The organism is Actinoplanes sp. NPDC023801 (assembly GCF_040639655.1).
Classification (GTDB): domain Bacteria; phylum Actinomycetota; class Actinomycetes; order Mycobacteriales; family Micromonosporaceae; genus Actinoplanes.
Genome location: NZ_JBFAAI010000010.1, coordinates 159,311 through 177,001 on the forward strand (window position 1 = coordinate 159,311; position 17,691 = coordinate 177,001).

Here is a 17,691-nt window from a genome sequence, read left to right on the forward strand (position 1 = left end):
TCATCGATAGGGGTACGTCGCGGGCCACATTTGTAGGAGGTGGCCCGTGACGGGACTCCGGCTCGACGTGGGGTTCGTCGACTATCTGATTCTGGCGATCTATTTCGTCACCGTCCTCGGCGTGGGTTTCGCCGCCCGCCGCGCGATCACCAGCAGCGCCGACTTCTTCCTCTCCGGCCGCTCGATGCCCGCCTGGGTGACCGGCCTGGCGTTCATCTCGGCCAACCTGGGTGCCCTGGAGATCGTCGGCATGGCCGCGAACGGCGCCCAGTACGGCCTGATGACGCTGCACTACTACTGGATCGGCGCGGTGCCGGCCATGGTGTTCCTCGGCATCGTGATGATGCCGTTCTACTACGGCTCCAAGGTGCGCAGCGTCCCCGAGTTCCTGCGGCTGCGGTTCAACCGGCCCACCCACCTGTTCAACGCGGCGAGCTTCGCGGTGGCCCAGGTGCTGATCGCGGGCGTCAACCTCTACGCCCTGGCGTTGATCCTGCAGGCGCTGCTCGGCTGGCAGCTCTGGACCTCGATCGTGATCGGCGCCGTGATCGTGCTCGCCTACATCGTGCTGGGCGGTCTCTCCGCCGCGATCTACAACGAGGTGCTCCAGTTCTTCGTCATCATCGCGGGCCTGCTCCCGATCACGATCATCGGCCTGGTCAAGGTCGGCGGCATCGACGGCCTGTTCGAGAAGGTGCGGCAGAGCCCGCTCGGCGAGGCCGGCCTGCACACCTGGTCGAACACCGGCGGCACCGAGAACCCGCTCGGCGCCAGCTGGATCGGCATCGTCTTCGGGCTGGGTTTCGTGCTGTCGTTCGGCTACTGGACGACCAACTTCGCCGAGGTGCAGCGGGCCCTCAGCGCCAAGGACATGAGCGCGGCCCGGCGTACCCCGATCATCGGGGCGTTCCCGAAGCTGCTGATCCCGGCGGTGACCGTGATCCCCGGCCTGATCGCTCTGGTCACCGTGCAGGGGCTGGGCGCGCCGGAGGGTGACCTCACCTACAACAACGCGATCCCGCTGCTGATGCGTGACCTGCTGCCCAACGGCGTGCTCGGGGTGGCGGTGACCGGTCTCGTGGCGTCGTTCATGGCCGGCATGGCGGCGAATGTCAGCGGCTTCAACACGGTGTTCACCTACGACATCTGGCAGACGTACGTCCGCAAGAACCGCGACGACGGCTACTACGTGCGGGTGGGCCGGATCGCGACGGTCGGCGGCATCGTGGTCGGCATCGGCACGGCGTTCATCGCCGCCGGTTTCGACAACATCATGAACTACATCCAGGCGTTGTTCTCCCTGTTCAACGCACCGCTCTTCGCCACCTTCATCGTGGGCATGTTCTGGAAGCGGATGTCGGCGTGGGCCGGTTTCTGGTCGCTGCTGCTCGGCTTCCTGGCCGCGTTCGCGCTCTACATCGCGCATCTGACCGAGGTCGTCAAGTTCAACTCCGACCTGGAGCAGAGCTTCTGGGGTGCCGGGCTGGCCTTCGTGACGGCGGTCGTGGTGGCGCTGGTGGTCACCCCGTTCACCCCGGGCAAGCGCGACGACGAACTGCAGGGCCTGGTCTACGGCATGAGCAGCACGACCGGGGACGTGCTGGCCGCCGACAAGGTCTGGTGGCGCAACCCGGTGCTGCTGGGCGTCATCGCCGTGGTGCTGGCCATCGCGCTGTACATCCCCGTCTGGTAAAGGGAGGCGACACTCATGGCGGAACGCAAACTCGCGCGGCTGTTCGACGTACGGCGGGTGATCGGTGGCCTGTTCGTGGTGTACGGCGTGATCGTCACCCTGATCGGCCTCCTCGACGGCCCGTCGGACCTGGAGAAGGCGCAGGGCGTACGCATCAATCTCTGGATGGGTCTGGGCATGCTCGTCCTCGGCCTGCTGATGCTGCTCTGGCTGCGGCTCAACCCGCCGAAGGAACCGGCGGTGAAAGAGGCGGACCGCGAGGACTGATTGCCGGATCGTTGTGCCCGGGTTGTGATCGGGTTTCTCCACCACCCCGAATCGTCAACCCGGGCCCTGGTCCGACCGATTACCTGGGCATGAACCCCCTCGCCTCAATCAGCGGCCTCGCTACCGAGGCCAGCCGCCGGCCCATCGGCTGGCAGGTGCAGCTCCGCGTCGACTATGTCGTCAACAGGGTGATGCAGACGCATCGCGGGCAGTCCGAGGACACCGTCAAGCAGGCCATCCAGGACCAGCTCAAGATTTACGGCGTCGTGCCCAACAAGCGCCAGGTGTCGCAGTACGCGTCAGCGATCTCGTCGCTGCCGCCGATACCGCCCGCCGGCTGAGTGCTCAGCGGGCCGGGAAACGCAGAATCCGGTCGTCGGAGTCGCGTGCGTCGCCGCGGCCGTCGGTGTTCGAGGTGGTCAGCCACAGCGAACCGTCCGGCGCCACGGCGACCGTGCGCAACCGGCCGTATTTCCCGGTGAACTCAGCCTTCGTCGATCCGCCGCCGAGCGGCACCGTCCACAGTCGTTCGCCCTTCAGCGCGGCGACGTAGAGGGTGCCGCCGGCCACGGCCGCGCCGCTCGGGGACGCGTCGTCGGTGCCCCACTGCACAATCGGGTTCACGTAGCGGTCGCCATCGGTGCGGCCTTCGACCTCGGGCCAGCCGTAGTTCTTCCCGGCCTCGATGACGTTGACCTCGTCCCAGCGGTCCTGACCGAACTCGATGCCGTACATCCGGCCCTGTGCGTCCCACGCGATGCCCTGCACGTTGCGGTGGCCCAGGGACCAGACCGGCGAACCCGCCCACGGGTTGCCCGGCGCGGGACGGCCCTCCGGCGTGAGCCGCAGGATCTTGCCGGCCGGGTCGTCGCGGTTCTGGGACCGCCCCTCCTCGCTCGCGTCGCCGGTGCCGACGTAGAGCATGCCGTCCGGGCCGAAAGCGATCCGCCCGCCGTTGTGCCTCGCCCCCCGCGTGATGCCGTCGAAGATCACTTCCGGTTCGCCGCCGGAGAGTTTGAACCGAACGATCCGGTTGTCGCGGGACGCGGTGAAGTAGGCGTACACCCAGTCGTCGCGCACGGCCAGGCCGAGCAGGCCGCCCTCGCCACCGGACCGCACCCCGGGCACCCGGTAGACCTCGGCCGGCCGGCTGCCCGGCGCGATCCGCAGGACACGGCCGGTGTCGCGCTCGGCCACCAGAGCGCTGCCGTCGTCCTGGAACGCCAGGCCCCACGGCACGTCCAGCCCGGTGGCCACCGTCTCGGGCTTGCTGAGGTCGGGTTCGGCCGGCGGCGACGCGGTGGCCGGGGCCGACGGCACCGAGGGCGACGGCGCCGAGGCCTGAGGCACCGGCGCCACGGTCGGCGGCGCCGGCTCTTCGCCCGCCGAGCAGCCCGCGGTGAGAAGGGCCGCTGCGAGGAGGGAACGGCGGAACTTCATCACTCCACCCTGCCACGCACACCAGGCGCCCAATCGGTGCTAAATGGTGTCTTTCGCCGGATAACGGTCAAGATTCGGACCAAGATGGTCCGGTGCGGTACCGGGCCGCGCAGGGCGGAGATGTGGGTTTTGCGAGCCATCGGACGGCCGGTCACGGCCGCGATCCTCACCCTCACCACCCTTCTCGGGTACGCACCACGACCGGCCCTGGCCGACCGGTCTCTCGGCGTACCGCCCCGAGTCCTGCGCCACGAGGCCGTGCCCGGACCGATCAACTGGAAACCGTGCCCCGAGGACGACCAGGTCCAGTGCGGGACGATGCGCGTGCCGGTCGACTGGAGCGTTCCCCTCGGCCCGCAGATCGAACTGCAGATGGCCCGCAACCCGGCGGGCGAGCCGGCGGCCCGGATCGGCACCCTGATCGTCAACCCCGGCGGGCCCGGGGTGTCCGCGGTGAACCTCGCCCTCGACCACGAGTTCTTCAACCCCGAGGTGCGCCGCCGCTTCGACATCGTCGGCATCGACCCGCGCGGTGTCGGCCGCAGCACCCCGATCCTGTGCAACCAGGACCTGGTCGACGCGAAACCACCGCCGCTGTTCACCAGCGAGGCCGAGTTCCGCAAGGCCGAGGAGTACAACCGGCGGCTGGCGGCGGACTGCTCCGCCCGCAGCGGCCCGGTCTACGACCACGCCGACACGGTCAGTGTCGTCCGGGACATGGAGGCCGTCCGGATCGCCCTCGGCGCCGCCGAGATCAGCTTCTACGGTGCTTCCTACGGCACCCTCATCGGGCAGCTCTACGCGGAGCGCCACCCGGACCGGGTCCGGGCCCTCGTCCTGGACAGCGTGATGGACCACAGCGCCGGGGTGGACGCGTTCCTGGGGCAGACCGCGGAGGCTGTGCAGGCGGCGTTCGACCAGTTCGTGGCCTGGTGTGCCCGCGACGAGAAATGCGTGCTGCGCGGCCGGGACGTCCGCGCGATCTGGGCCGCCCTGATGACCCGGGCCGCGGCGGGGGAGCTGATCGACCCGTACGACCCGACGAGCCGGATCCGGCCCTGGGACCTGATCTCCGCCGCGTTCAGCGCCTTCTACGACCCGCAGTGGTACTCCTTCGCCCACTACCTGAAAGAGGCGCACGACCCGGCACCGCTCGCCCGCTCCGCGGCGCCGCGCCTCGAGGAGATCACCCCGCACAGCTTCCCGGCCGTCATCTGCCAGGACTGGGCACTGCCGGTGAACGGGTTCACCGGGTACCGGGACCGGCTGCGCGCGCTGGCCGGAAAGGCACCGCAGATGCAGGCCTCGCCGCTGGCGCTGACCGCGGTCTCCGGCTGCCTCGGCCGTACCGCGGCGCCGGTGAACCCGCAGCGGCCGATCCCACCGGCCCGGGGCCCGGTCCTGGTGGTCAACGCCCGGTACGACCCCGCCACCGCCTACCCCTGGGCCCAGCAGGTGGCCCGCCAGCTGGGACCGGCCGCCCGGCTGCTCACCTACCAGGGCTGGGGTCACGTGGCGTACAGCCACAGCGAGTGCGTGAGCGCGGCCGTCGACCGCTACCTCACCGATCTGACCCTGCCGGCCGGCGGGGCGACCTGCCCCGCGGTCGAGCCGAAACCGTTCGGGGTCGGCTGAGCGTTGCTTATCCGGCTCCGTCCCGGTAGGCAGATATGGACGACCGAGAATGTCCAGTCTGGAGGACTGATGCGGTTCCTGCCCGCACTGACAGCGCTGTCACTCACCACCCTGGGATTAGTGGCCACCTCCCCACCGGCAGTCGCGGGCGGGTACCCCACGATCAAGGAACCGACCGCGACCGGGTACGGCGGAGCGGTCGCCACCGTCGACGCCGACGCCACCGCGATCGGCCTGGACGTGCTGCGCCGCGGCGGCAACGCGGTGGATGCCGCGGTCGCGGCCGCCGCGGCGCTCGGCGTGACCGAACCGTTCTCGGCCGGCATCGGCGGCGGCGGATTCTTCGTGTACTACGACGCGCGTACCCGGCGCGTCTCCACCATCGACGGGCGGGAGACCGCCCCGGCGGCCGCGACCGAGAAGTACTTCATCGATCCGGCCGACGGGCTGCCGTACGACTTCGCCGAGGCCCGCGTCAGTGGCCTCTCGGCCGGCGCACCCGGCACCGTGGCCACCTGGGAGTCCGCCCTGCGCAAGTGGGGCACCCGGTCGCTGTCCGCCTCGCTGCAGCCGGCCGCCCGCCTCGCCGAGCGCGGTTTCCGGGTCGACGCCACGTTCCGGCAGCAGGTCGCCGACAACGCCGCCGCGTTCGGGCAGTTCACCTCGAGCCGGGAGCTCTACCTTCCGGGCGGGGCGCCGCCCGCGGTCGGCTCGGTCCACCGCAACCCCGACCTGGCGGACACCTACCGGCTGATCGCGCGCCACGGCACCGACGTCTTCTACCGCGGTGCCGTCGCCGGGGACATCGTCGAGACCGTTCAGCATCCGCCGGTCGCCGCCGACCCGTGGGGGACGTGGGCCTACCCGATCCGGCCCGGCGTGCTCACCCGGGCCGACCTGGCCGGTTACCGGCTGCGGCACCCGGCACCGACCCGGTCGGACTACCGCGGGCTCACCGTGTACGGCATGTCCGCACCGTCGAGCGGCGGCACCGCGGTCGGCGAGGCGCTCAACATCATCGAGGCGGGACTGCCCGCCTCGGCGACCACGACCGACAAGCTGCACCTCTACCTGGAGGCGACGGCGCTCGCCTTCGCCGACCGGAATCGGTACGTGGGGGCGTACACCGATCCCGCGGTTCTGAAGAAGTTGATCTCGGACCGCTGGGCCCGGCAGCGTGCGTGCCTGATCGACCGCACGAAGGCCTTGGCCAAGCCGGTGGCACCGGGTGAGCTCAACGGCTCGGGCTGCGCCACGACCGCGGCCGGACGCCCGGTCGAGGAGGGGCAGAGCACCACCAACCTGACCGTCGCCGACCGGTGGGGCAACGTCGTCGAGTACACCTTCACCATCGAGGCGACCGGCGGCAACACCATGGTCGTGCCGGGGCGCGGTTTCATCCTCAACAACGAGCTGACCGACTTCAACTTCGCGCCGACCCAGGGCACCGCGCCCGACCCCAACCTGCCCGGGCCCGGCAAGCGACCGCGCAGCTCGATGGCGCCGACGATCGTGCTCAAGGACGGCAGACCGTTCCTGGCGCTCGGCTCGCCCGGCGGCGCCACCATCATCACGACCGTCACGCAGCTGCTGGTCAACCGGCTCGATCTGGGCATGACCCTGCCCGAGGCGATGGCCGCGCCGCGCGCCTCGCAGCGCAACAGCGCCGGCATCCAGGCCGAACCGGCGTTCCGCACCCTCTACGGGCCGTCGCTCGTCCCGCTCGGCCATGCCTTCGGCGCCGACGCCCCGGAACTCGGTGCGGCCACCGCCATCGAGTTCACCCGGGGCGGGCGTCTCATCGCCTCGGCCGAACCGTCCCGCCGCGGCGGGGGAGCGGCCGCGGTGGTGCACCCCACGCGCTGAGAACCTGCGGACTCCCCGGTCGATCGGCCATCATGTACCGATCGACCGGGGAGTGGACATGAGTTTCGAGAATCTTGCACCGGATCAGGGCAACCTGGAGACGTTCTCCCTGGCCACCCGCCGGGTCATCCGGTTCGGTGTCGTCTACCTGGTGGTTGTCACGCTCGCGACCGCACTGCTGCTCACGGTGGCCCGCCGGCTTGCTGACGGCGCCGTGGACCCCACCGTGGCCGGCACCGAGGCGTGGCTGACGATCAGCCTGCTGATCGTCAACCTGGTGCTGTTCGTCTGCATCGTCGGCCTGGTCGTCTCCACGATCGTCTGGATCGTCAGCGCGCACCGGGTCCGCCCGACCGGTCCCGGCGGTGCCGGTTACGCCGGCCTGTTCCTGGCCGTGGTGCTGATCGCGCTGCCCAACGTGCTTGCTCTCCCGGCCGTGCCGGAGGCCGCGATGAGCCTGGCCGGATGGGGCGCCCTGCTCGCCGGGGTGCTGGCCGCCCGCGCCAAGGTCCGCCGTGAGACCGGCCGCCCCGACCTCGGCGGCCGGCCGAGCACCATCCTGCGGAGCGACGACTGGGACGCGTCCAAGTGGGACCCCGAGGTGCACCGCGACATCGAGCGCCGGGGCCGGCCCACCGACTGACCGATCCGCTTCACCGCATCTCCAGCGGCAGCCGCACCAGCACCGTCGTGCCGCTGTCGCCGCCGGTCAGCTCGATGCTGCCCTCATGCTTCTCCACCACCGCCCGGCTCAGCGTCAGACCCAGCCCGCTGCCCGGCAGCGCCACCCGGTCATTGCCGCGTGCCGTCCGGAAATGACCGGTGAACAGCTGCTCCCGCTCGGCGCGCGGCACATCGGTGGCCGCGTCCGAGACGGCCAGCTCGGCGGCCCGGCCGGTACTGCGCAGCGACACCGCCACGTGGCCGCCGTCCGGGCTGAACCGGACCGCGCTACCGAGCAGGTTCTCCACGATGTGCCGCAGCCGGTCCCGGTCGCCCGGGACGATCAGCTCAGCCGGCAGATCGGCGTCGATCACCACGGGCGACCCGTCGATCGCCGCCCGCGCCCGGTCCACCACCTCACGGACCACCGCGGCGAGATCCATCGGCGTACGCCGTACGTCGGCGTGCCCCGCGTCGAGCGCCGACAGCTCCAGCAGCTCGTTGATGATCTCGCGGAGCTGGTTGGTGTTGCGTTCGATCACCGCGATCAGGCGAGGTCCGTCCCGTACCAGCGTCGCCTCGTCCGCCTCCCGCAGCAGCTCGGTGTAGGCGCTGATCGACGTGAGCGGGGTGCGCAACTCGTGGCCGATCAGTGCCAGGTACTCGTTCTTGCTGCGGGTCAGCTGACGCTGCAGATCCTCCACCCGGCGCCGCTCCACGAACTGCCCCAGATGTGCGGCGATCCCGGACATCAGCGCGACCAGCTCGTCCTCCGGATCCTCCACCGAGTCGGCGAAGACCGTCAGCACCCCGATCGGGCCCGAACCGTCGTGCACGGGGATGGCCAGCGCGGTGTGCAGCCGGTCCGCCGACGTGTCCGGGGAGATCAGGCTCTGCGGGCGGCCCACGTCCCGGATCCACAGCGGCTTGTCCACCTGCCAGGCGCGGCCGGCGAGCCCCTGGCCGTACGCCAGCCGCTCCGGCACCGGGATCCCGGACGGCCAGCCCGGCGCGCTCCACCGGGCCACCGCGCGGATCGTCTGGTCGTCGACGGTCCACAGCTCGGCGTGCACCCAGTCCAGGGTCGCGACCACCGCCTCCAGCACCCGCGGCCCGGCCGCCTCGATGCTCGGCGTCTCGGCGAGCGCGGTGGTGACCGCCAGCTCACAACTGCGGAACCGTTCCGCCCGCCGCTGCCGGGTCACGTCCTGCACCGCCTGCACGGCACCGACCACCCCGCCGTCCAGCCCGCGGATCGGTTGCGCGTCCATCAGGAAGTACCTGGTCCGCCGGCCTCGCCCGTGCGCCGCGATCGGCTCGTTGCGGACCCGTTCCCCGCGTAACGCCCGGAAGAGTCCCAGCTCGTCCCGGTGCAGCGGCGACCCGGAGCCGTCGGCCAGCCCGGTGACGTCCTCCACCGGGGAGTCGCCCCACAGGCGGCGCATCCGCTCGTTGACGAACACCACCCCGCCGTCGGCGTCGCACGCGGCCACCCCGTCGTGCAGGCTGTCGAGCACGGCGTCCAGGAACCGGTGCTGCTGCTCCAGCTCGTACCGTGCCAGTTGTTCCCCGATCAGCAGTGTCGCCACCTCGGCGGCCTCCGCGACCGCGGCGATCTGCTCGGCCGTCCAGTCGCGCGGCCGGTGGTCGTAGGCGCAGCACACCCCGAGCACCATGCCCATCCGATCGTGCACCGGATAGCCCAGGTAGGCGCCGCCGTGTTCACGCAGCGCTCCGTCCGGCACCCGGTCGTCGCGGAGCGCGTCGCCGATCGCGAGTATGTCGCCGGTGCGCACCACGATGCCGCCGAGCGAGTCCTCCAGGCTCGTGCGGCTGACGGCGTCCCAGTCCGCCGCCACCCCCCAGCTGCCGTAGAGCCGCAGCCGATTGCCCTCGACGAACTGCACACAGGCAGCCGGTGCCCCCGCGGCCCGGGCGGTCAGTGCCGCCAGCTGGTCGGCCGAGCCGCTGGTCAGGACACCCCGATGCAGCGACGTGCCGAGGAAATCGGCGGCCGCCGGCGAGCCTGGACGCTCGTCGACGGCCGTCCCCCCGTGGAGTAGGGCCGCGCGTGCCGGTGCCGCGGCTCCTGCCGCTCGCGTCCTCCCGGACCGCCCGGCGCTGCCGGGGCCTTCCTGCCGCATGGCCGACCTCCACCCTCAAGCCTAGATGCGCGAAAGGGCTAAAACCGGCAAATTATCGCGGCTGGCCGCGCGTCCCGGTGCCCTCAGACTCATCTCAGCGAGTCCGTTCCCGCCATCCTGAGTGTCGGCCGGTCGAGCCCGAGACTTTGGGCCCGGGATCAGTTCCGCTCGTACCGCAGATCGGTGATCGGCCGTCCCGCCGCGGCGCCGCGCCGCTCGAACTTCGTCTCCGGCCGCCCGTGCGGCGTCGCCGGCAGGCGCCGCAGGCCGGGATCCGCGTCGAGTGTCTCCGCCATCGCCACCGCATACTCCGGCCAGTCGGTGGCACAGTGCAGCACCCCGCCCGGCCGCAGGCGCTCCCGGAGCAGCGCCACGTTGGCGGGCTGGATCAGCCGCCGCTTGTGATGCCGGGCCTTCGGCCACGGGTCCGGGAAGAACACGTGCACCGCGTCCAGCGCGCCCGGCGCGATCCGGTGCACCAGCTGCATGGCGTCCCCGAGGGCCACCCGGACATTGCCGAGTCCCAGCTCCCCGGCGAGCGCCAGCAGATTGCCGATCCCCGGCGTGTGCACCTCGACCCCGAGATAGCCCCGTCCCGGATCGGCCGCGGCCATGGCGGCCGTGGCGTCTCCCATCCCGAACCCGATCTCCAGCACCACCGGGACCTCACCACCGAACAACGCGGCCAGATCCAGCGGCGTACGGTCCCCGTCGGTGACGGTCAGCCCGAATCGCGGCCACAGCTCCGTATGCGCGTCGGCGTGGCGGCTGCTCATCCGCCCGCGCCGCGGGTGAAAGGTGCGAATCGGCCTGGCTGCGGCGGTTCCGGTCTCGTTCATGGCGCGCCAACTTTAGAACCCGCTCCCGCCTCCGGCGAAATCCCGGCCCCTCCTCCGGCACGACCGGAGCGCGCCGCCGTCCGTTCGTGCCCGGCCGGCGGTTCCCTCCTTGCCACCTCCCCGGCCGGCGGTTCCCTCCTTGCCACCTCCCCGGCCGGCGGTTTCGATCCTTGCCGCCTCCCCGGCCGAACCTGAGAGGCGGAACGCCTGAACCATCCGCGGCCCGGAACGCCGGCGCCGCCGCGGCGGGTTCCAGCCGCCGTTTCGAGCCGGACTGATCGGCCGGGAGGAATGGCCGAACGGTGGAAATCCGGGTGCAGGACCGGGATCGGCTCAGGTGCGGACCGGTTGCGACGATGACGGAGAGGTGTAAGGGACAGGGCGGACTTCGGGGGGCGTTCGGCCATGGGAAAGATCTGTCGAGTGGTGGGAAGCGCAACGTTCGCGGTGGCGGTGAGCCTCAGCGGAGCACTGTTCCAGCCGGCTGCCGGCCAGGCGGCGGGTACGGATGGTGCGCTGTCGTCACGGTCCGCTGAGGCGGCGCTGCCGGGTCTCTTGGCCTATGTACGGGGCGGCGACGTCTATGTCAGCAAGGGCGCCACCGAGAAGCGCCTCACCACCGGCGGAGGTCACGCCCGGCCCCGCTGGTCCCCGGACGGACAGCGCCTCGCCTTCCTGCGAAAGGGCCGGCTGTGGACCATGACGGCGGACGGCGGCGCGCAGACCCGGCTCAGCACTCGTCCGGCGGCCGGTCCGTCGTGGTCACCCGACGGGAAGTGGATCGCGTTCGCGTCACTGTCCTGCACCGGCGGCCCCGGCGTGTACCGCATCCCGGCCACCGCGGGCGCGACCGGCCCGGAGGTGCTCTTCCCGCGTGACTGCCGCACCGAGGACCTGCCGGAGGAGGCCGCGGCCGGCGCCACCACGGGTTCGCTGAACGACCGGCTGCGCTACGACGACGCCGTTGCCTGGTCCCCGGACGGAACCCGGCTGGCGTTCCGTGGCGGTGACTGCGAGTCGATCTACGACTCCTGCCTCAGCATCGGGACGGTGGCCACCGGGGAGGAGAAGACCGTTGCGGCGTACGGCGGTGGCAGCCTTCAGAACCGCGGCTACGCGGTGGTGCCCAGCTGGCGTGCCGACGGACGCAAACTGTCGTGGACCGCTTACCAGGAGGGTGAGACCGCGGCCGGCAACAAGCCGGTCCACCTGGTCGAATACGACGTCCCGACCGGTACGCAGCGAACCGTCGGCAGCGCCATGGACCGCGAACTGGCCTACGCCGACGCGGGCCGCGCCGTGATCACCAGCCGGAACAGGGGCGGCAGCTGGCTCACCGTCCTGGCCCTGACGAACGGCACCCGCACCCTCCTCCGGGCCGGCTCCCAGCCGAGCGTCCAGCCCACGCCTCACTGACCCGCCGACCTGCCCGGGCCGTTCCTGACCCGCCGTGCTGGTCGTGCCTCACTGACCGCCCGGCCGCCTGCTCTTCACTGGCGCGCCGGGCGGCCGACCCTTCACTGGCGCGCCGGGCTGCCTGGCCGGCGGCACGTGCGGCTCCGGTGCCGGATGTTCCCCTCGTTTCCGGTGCGACGACGGGAGCATCCGGACGCGGATCAGCCGCGGGCAGGCGAGCGGCCGCTTTCCGGAGCCGGGTCCGCCCCGGACTGCCGATCCGAAGTGCTGGGCCCGCCGGCCGTAGCGGCGTCGCCGGGCGTGATGATCGGGCCGGCGACGAGCGGATCAGGCGCCGGGTGTTCAGGGTCGTCGCCGGCGTCCAGGTACAGGGCGGCCACCGCTGCCAGAAGCAACGCGCCGCCGATCACGGTGGCCAGGCCGAGCGGTTCGTTGATCAGCACGACGGCGAGCAGGGCCGCGGTGAGCGGTTCGAGCAGGGTGACCACCACGGCGACGCTGCCGGAGATGCGCCGCAGGCCGGTGTAGAACAGCGCATACGCCAGGGCCGTGGTGATCGCGCCCGCGTAGATCAGCAACGCGATCGGGCCGGCCTCGGGGGTGAAGGTCAGTCCTTCGGCGGCGGCGAGCGGCAGGATCGAGATCGCTCCGATGGTGCATGACAGGGTGGTCAGAGTCAGCGGCTCCACGCCCTGCATGGTGTGCCGGCTGATCGCGGTGGACGCGGCGTAGACGACACCCGAGCCGATGGCGGCGAGCAGGCCGAACCCGGCAGCGGTGGAGGCGCCGGGGTCCATGGTGGCGCCGGCGATCAGGATCAGCCCGAGGATCGCCGCAGCCGACGCGGCAAGGGTTGCGGTGCCGGGGCGCTGCCGGGTGCGCAAGGTTTCCCACGCGCTCAGCAGTACGGGTGCGACGCCGAGACTGACCACGGTGGCGATGCTGACGCCGCCCAGCCGGACCGCCACGAAATAGAGGCCCTGATAGGCGGCGAGGCCGACGCCCGCGGTGGTCACCGCGAGTGGTGCGGCCCGGAACGCCGCCCAGATCCGGCGGCGGGCCGGAAAACCGATGAGCAGCATGACGACGGCGGCGGCCGCGAGCCGGTAGAAGCCGATGGCCAGGGCTTCGAGCCCGGTCTGTTCGGCGACGACCTGGACGACGACGCCGGCGGTGCCCCAGAGGATCCCCGCGGCGGAAACCTGCAGCAGGCTGAGCCGTGCGCCGGACGCCGCCGAGGAGAAGGCGGACGAGAAGAAGGAAGTGAACACGTGCGCTCCGAAAGGAAGTGAGTCGTCAGAGAGCGGCGACGGAGCGCAAGGCGAAGCTGCCGATCAGCCGGAGCTGCATCGGCGCGGCGGCGCTCCGTTCAGGAGCGCGGCGGCGGCAGAACGCCGGGAAAGGGACTCACGCCGGGCAGCATAACCGCCCACCGGCGCAGGCCCATCGGCGAAGCGGCCCGGATCACACCCGTCCACCAGCCGGAAGACGACCCCACCGGTACGCCTGAGGGCGCCCGGCCGGTCGCGTGCGGGTTCAGGTGGGTAGGGCAAGCGCGGGGCCAGCCGGGCGTGCGGGTTCAGGGGCAAGGCAAGCGCGGGGCTCGCCGGGTGTGCGGGTTCAGGTCGGGCAGGGCAAGCGCGGGGCCAGCCGGGCGTGCGGGTGGGGGCCGGCCGGGCACGCGGGGTGGCACGTGCCCGGCCGGAGACGGAGCGGACGGTCAAGCAGCCGGGCCCGGCGGTGGGTCAGGCGGCTGGGGAAGCGGTGGTGGCCCACATGGCGGTGAAGGCGGCCGCTTCACCGGCGAGCCAGCTCTCGACGTCACCCGGGCGGGCGGACGGGTCCATGCGGTGGGTGATGCCCCGGCGGAGGTCGACCAGGACCGGCTCGGCGTTGGGCAGGATCTGGTCCATGTGGCGGGCCATCAGGTGGAGCATCGCGGTGGCGGCCTCGGGGCTCGGCGGTTCCTCGTCGAAGTGGATGCGGACGGCCTCGCGGCGGCCGTCCTCGTAGCGCAGGCCGAAATGCGGGTTGATCTTCACGGCCAGTGGGCCGACCGTGGCGATGGCGTCGCGGGTCTGCGCCAGGTTGACCTGCTCGGGGTTGCCGAGCGAGGTCAGATAGGCGCGGGCGCCGGCACTCAGCGCCTCGTAGAGCGGCTTCCAGCGGTCCTTCACCACATCGACCACGCCGCCGAGGTAGCTGCCGCCGGTGCGGAACGCGATGTCGGCCTTGAGCGCCTTCACCAGCTGACCGTGCGGGTTGAAGCCGCTGCGCCGTTCCCGCTGCCGGCGCAGTCCGCCGACGAACGTGGCCTTCGCCGGGCCGGTGCGGGAAACGTACCGGGTGAAGCCGAGCATCGTCGCGTACGGAGGGATCACGGGCACGGGGGTGGTGGTCGAGATCGTCACGTCGTCTCCTCGCTCGCACTGCGGAAATCGGGCCGCAAAGGGCCTCATGAGACCCGAAGATCCGCAGCTCAGGTCCCCTCTTTCGTACATACATTCTAATCGACGGGTACGACATTCCCAATGCGACGGACGTGGATGCGACGACTTCCTAGACTCGCCGGCATGTCGATCTCACCGCCTGTCGTCCGGGAACTCGGCGACGAGCTGCGGAACCTCGGCTGGGTCACCGATCTGATGGTCGCGGGGTCCCTGGCCACCGGTGACTATCTGCCCGGCGTCAGCGACCTCGACCTCGTCGCACTCACCGACGGACCGGTCGGCGAGAGCCGGCAGGCCGCGCTCGTGGCGATCCATCGTCGTCTCGACAGCGGGACCGGGGCGGGCCTCGATCTGGGCTGTGTGTACGTCGACGGCGCGACCGTGCCGGACATCGAGGCCCGGCATCCGACCTGGACCCACGGGCAGCTCGTGCACCGGATCCTCTCCGGGATAACCAGGGCCGAACTCGTGCGGTACGGATTCGCGGTCCTGGGCCGCGCGCCGGGTGACGTCTTCCCCGCGGTCTCCGGTGACGACATCCGCGCGTCGGCCCGCGACGAACTGACCGGTTACTGGGCCTGGGCCGCCCGGCGCCCGTGGTTGTGGCTGGATCCGGTGATCGCCGACCTCGGTCTGACCTCGATGGCCCGGGCCCGTCACGCGCTCGAGCACGGTGAACTGCTCACCAAGACACGGGCCATCGAGCGGGCGCACACCCCGGATCGGCTGATCGCCCAGCTCGCCGCCCGGCGCCGCGGTGAGGCCGTCACCTCGCCCCGGATCCGGACGGCTTTCGTCGCCTGGCGCGACGCGCGCCGGACGGTCGCCTACGCGAAACAAACTCACTGAGGCGGCATGCTGGCGGAATGGGGACGACAGAGCAGGATCGGGTACGAGACGTCCGCCGCCGCCTGGCACAGGACGGGCCGCCGTGGACGCGTGGGCCGGAGCTGGACTTCGAGACGGTCACGCTGCCGGAGCGGGACTGCGATCTGCTGCGTGACCTGCTGATCGCGGAGGGCGCCGGTACGGTCGTCGAGGTGGGGCTGGCCTACGGCAGTTCGGCGCTGGCGATCGGCGAGGCGGTTCTGAGCCGGCCCGGGCCCCGGCACGTGGTGATCGACCCGTTCCAGCGGGAGGCCTACCACGACGTGGGCTGGGATCTGCTTGCCGAGGCCGGTCTGGATGGGGTCGCCGAGCTGATCCGCGAGCCGTCGTCGCTGGCCCTGCCCCGGCTGCTGGCCGACGGCCTGGTCGCCGATGCGGCGTTCGTCGACGGCAGTCACCGGTTCCACGAGGTGTTCGTGGATCTCTACTTCCTCCGCAAGATCGTCAAACCGGGCGGCCTGATCGTCCTGGACGACGACTGGGCGCCGTCGATCCGGACCGCGGTCCGCTACTTCGAGCGGAACCTGGGCTGGACGGTCCTTCCGGAGGCGTTCGCGGCGGGCAGCCGGATCGCCGAGGGCACGAAAGCGGGCGAGCAGGTGCGGCGATCGAGCGGGGAGGCCGGTACGCCACGCTGCCGTGCCGTCCGTCTCCCGGCGGAGCTGGTCGAACCGGCCTTCGACGACTTCCGTCCGTTCGGCGCGGGTGAACCGCCGGCCGGCGACCGATGAGGCGGAGAATACGGCCATGGCATTGATCCGGTGTGACTTCTACTCCGAGGCGCTGGAGATGGGCACCTCGATGACGGTGATCCTGCCGGGCGGGGACGCCGCGGATCCACCGCCGGTCGTCTACCTGCTGCACGGGCTGACCGACGACGACACGGCCTGGACCCGGTTCAGCTCGGCCGAGCGATATGCCGAGGAGCTCGGCCTGGCGGTGGTCATGCCGCAGGTGCACCGCAGTTTCTACGCCAACGAGGCGTACGGCATGAGGTTCTGGGATTTCCTCTCGGCCGAACTGCCGGAACTGGTCGGGCGATTCTTCCGGGTGTCCGGGCGCCGTGAGGACACCTTCGTGGCCGGGTTGTCGATGGGCGGGTACGGCGCGATCAAGTGGGCGCTGCGGGAGCCGGAGCGGTTCGCCGCCGCGGCGACCCTGTCCGGGGCGCTCGATCTGGCGTACATCCAGGAGCACGATCTTCGCCCGCACATCCGTTCCCTGGTCGCAAGGGTGTTCGCCGACCGGATCGTCGCCGGTGGCGACGAGGACCTGATGCATCTGATCCGAACCTCGGACCCGTCCTCGCTGCCGCGGCTGATGCTGCGCTGCGGCAGCGACGATCACCTGGTGGCGCAGAACCGCCGGTTCGTGGCCGCGTGCAGCACCGCCGGGGTCGCACTGGACGCGGCGTTCGAGCCGGGCGAGCACACCTGGGATTACTGGGACCGGCAGCTTCCGGCCGTACTGGAGTGGCTGGTCAAGAAGCGAGGGTGACGGGGACCGGCAGGCCCTGGGTCACGTCGAGGACGGTGCGTTCGCCGAGTGGCCGGGCCAGTTCGGCGACGGCCGTGCGGTGGAAGCCGATGGCGGTGCAGGCCTCGTTGTCGGCGTGGCGTTTCTCGATCAGGTAGACGACGACGGCGTTACCGGATTCGACGACCTTGGCGGTGTAGTCGATGCCGCACGGCTCGGAAGCCGGCTGTGGTGCGCCGGTGAACCCGACCGTCAGCTGCCGGCCGCCGGTGCTGCCGGAGGCGGAGTCGATCGCCAGGCCGGCCGGGGTGTTGTACGGATCCCAGGACGGCGGTGCCACCTGGACCGTCCCGGCGCCGTCGGCGGCCAGCCGGGTCACCCGTACAGCCGAGCCCTTGATCGAGAATTCCCAGGCCGGCGCGGTGGCGGGGCCGCGCGTGGTCGACACCCGCATGGTGCCGAGGCGGGCGCCGGTCACCTCCAGGGCGACGCACTCCGGGCACTCGGCCCGGTTGGCGGTGATCCGGCCGAGCGCGTCCTCGGCGGAGAGCAGCCCGACCCTTTCGCGGTCGCCGTTCGGCCAGATCACCTCGCCGTCACCGGCCGGCGCGTCCGGCATCGCGCCGGTGACGACCAGATGCCCGTTGCCGAGGGCCGCCTTGGCGTTGTCGGCCAGGGCGGCCTCCCAGGCGCCGGTCTGCCCGGTGAGCTCACCGACCGGTACGAACCGTGGTCTGCCGCCGGCCGCGGCCACCGCCCGGTCGTAGCGTTCCAGAGCGGCCTCGGCCTGAGCCAGCAGGCGCGGTGCCTCGTCCGTCCGCGGCGCGGCCGGACCGGTCGGCGCGTCGGGGCCGGGCCCGCATCCACCGAGCAGCAGGGCCAGCACGATCCACATTCCCCGTCGTGTCATGCGG

At 71.5% G+C, this 17,691-nt stretch carries 16 protein-coding genes; 10 read left to right on the forward strand and 6 right to left on the reverse strand.

Annotated features, from left to right (window positions below; translation table 11 throughout):
* The first annotated feature begins 46 nt into the window (after positions 1-46).
* From AB0G04_RS19910 to AB0G04_RS19920, 3 genes are all read left to right on the forward strand, one after another.
* Positions 47-1,693 (forward strand): sodium:solute symporter family protein, encoded by a 1,647-nt coding sequence (locus AB0G04_RS19910; RefSeq protein WP_360984338.1) that lies wholly within the window; start codon positions 47-49, stop codon positions 1,691-1,693.
* A gap of 15 nt (positions 1,694-1,708) precedes the next feature.
* Complete coding sequence (locus AB0G04_RS19915; protein WP_360984341.1) at positions 1,709-1,960, forward strand: hypothetical protein; 252 nt, start codon at positions 1,709-1,711, stop codon at positions 1,958-1,960.
* Between the two features lie 89 nt (positions 1,961-2,049).
* The gene (locus AB0G04_RS19920; RefSeq protein WP_360984344.1) at positions 2,050-2,301 is read left to right on the forward strand and encodes a hypothetical protein; all 252 of its coding nucleotides are present in this window, start codon (positions 2,050-2,052) and stop codon (positions 2,299-2,301) included.
* Between the two features lie 4 nt (positions 2,302-2,305).
* Here the strand turns inward: AB0G04_RS19920 and AB0G04_RS19925 are convergent, their stop codons facing one another.
* Positions 2,306-3,400 carry a PQQ-dependent sugar dehydrogenase gene (locus AB0G04_RS19925; RefSeq protein WP_360984347.1) on the reverse strand — a complete coding sequence of 365 codons (1,095 nt, stop codon included), beginning with the start codon at positions 3,398-3,400 and terminating at the stop codon, positions 2,306-2,308.
* Positions 3,401-3,520: 120 nt separating this feature from the next.
* On the opposite strand from AB0G04_RS19925, the gene AB0G04_RS19930 reads away from it, so the two are divergent.
* The 3 genes from AB0G04_RS19930 (at position 3,521) to AB0G04_RS19940 (ending at position 7,544) form a co-directional block, all read left to right on the forward strand.
* A complete protein-coding gene (locus AB0G04_RS19930; RefSeq protein ID WP_360984350.1) occupies positions 3,521-5,035 on the forward strand; it encodes an alpha/beta hydrolase in 1,515 nt (504 codons plus the stop codon).
* 69 nt (positions 5,036-5,104) lie between these two features.
* The gene (ggt, locus tag AB0G04_RS19935) at positions 5,105-6,901 is read left to right on the forward strand and encodes a gamma-glutamyltransferase (RefSeq protein ID WP_360984353.1); all 1,797 of its coding nucleotides are present in this window, start codon (positions 5,105-5,107) and stop codon (positions 6,899-6,901) included.
* Positions 6,902-6,959: 58 nt separating this feature from the next.
* Positions 6,960-7,544, forward strand: coding sequence for a hypothetical protein (locus AB0G04_RS19940; protein ID WP_360984356.1), 585 nt, complete (start codon positions 6,960-6,962; stop codon positions 7,542-7,544).
* A gap of 10 nt (positions 7,545-7,554) precedes the next feature.
* Here the strand turns inward: AB0G04_RS19940 and AB0G04_RS19945 are convergent, their stop codons facing one another.
* The gene (locus AB0G04_RS19945) at positions 7,555-9,708 is read right to left on the reverse strand and encodes an ATP-binding protein (protein ID WP_360984359.1); all 2,154 of its coding nucleotides are present in this window, start codon (positions 9,706-9,708) and stop codon (positions 7,555-7,557) included.
* Positions 9,709-9,866: 158 nt separating this feature from the next.
* A complete protein-coding gene (trmB, locus tag AB0G04_RS19950; protein WP_360984363.1) occupies positions 9,867-10,547 on the reverse strand; it encodes a tRNA (guanosine(46)-N7)-methyltransferase TrmB in 681 nt (226 codons plus the stop codon).
* Between the two features lie 423 nt (positions 10,548-10,970).
* Here trmB and AB0G04_RS19955 point away from each other — a divergent pair, with 423 nt between their 5' ends.
* A complete protein-coding gene (locus tag AB0G04_RS19955) occupies positions 10,971-11,963 on the forward strand; it encodes a hypothetical protein (RefSeq protein ID WP_360984366.1) in 993 nt (330 codons plus the stop codon).
* Between the two features lie 200 nt (positions 11,964-12,163).
* On the opposite strand, the gene AB0G04_RS19960 is transcribed toward AB0G04_RS19955, so the two are convergent.
* A complete protein-coding gene (locus AB0G04_RS19960; RefSeq protein ID WP_360984369.1) occupies positions 12,164-13,234 on the reverse strand; it encodes an EamA family transporter in 1,071 nt (356 codons plus the stop codon).
* Between the two features lie 474 nt (positions 13,235-13,708).
* Positions 13,709-14,323: a hypothetical protein gene (locus tag AB0G04_RS19965; protein ID WP_360984659.1), complete on the reverse strand. Its 615-nt coding sequence runs from the start codon at positions 14,321-14,323 to the stop codon at positions 13,709-13,711.
* A 213-nt stretch (positions 14,324-14,536) separates the two neighbouring features.
* Here AB0G04_RS19965 and AB0G04_RS19970 point away from each other — a divergent pair, with 213 nt between their 5' ends.
* The 3 genes from AB0G04_RS19970 to AB0G04_RS19980 are packed head-to-tail and all read left to right on the forward strand — an operon-like array spanning position 14,537 to position 16,798.
* Complete coding sequence (locus AB0G04_RS19970) at positions 14,537-15,262, forward strand: nucleotidyltransferase domain-containing protein (RefSeq protein ID WP_360984371.1); 726 nt, start codon at positions 14,537-14,539, stop codon at positions 15,260-15,262.
* 17 nt (positions 15,263-15,279) lie between these two features.
* Positions 15,280-16,032, forward strand: coding sequence for a class I SAM-dependent methyltransferase (locus tag AB0G04_RS19975; RefSeq protein ID WP_360984374.1), 753 nt, complete (start codon positions 15,280-15,282; stop codon positions 16,030-16,032).
* 16 nt (positions 16,033-16,048) lie between these two features.
* Entirely contained in the window at positions 16,049-16,798 is a 750-nt protein-coding gene (locus AB0G04_RS19980; RefSeq protein ID WP_360984377.1) for an alpha/beta hydrolase family protein, read from the forward strand.
* Here AB0G04_RS19980 and AB0G04_RS19985 read toward each other — a convergent pair.
* Positions 16,782-17,687 (reverse strand): hypothetical protein, encoded by a 906-nt coding sequence (locus tag AB0G04_RS19985; RefSeq protein ID WP_360984380.1) that lies wholly within the window; start codon positions 17,685-17,687, stop codon positions 16,782-16,784. The genes AB0G04_RS19980 and AB0G04_RS19985 overlap by 17 nt on opposite strands.
* Between the last annotated feature and the right edge of the window lie 4 nt (positions 17,688-17,691).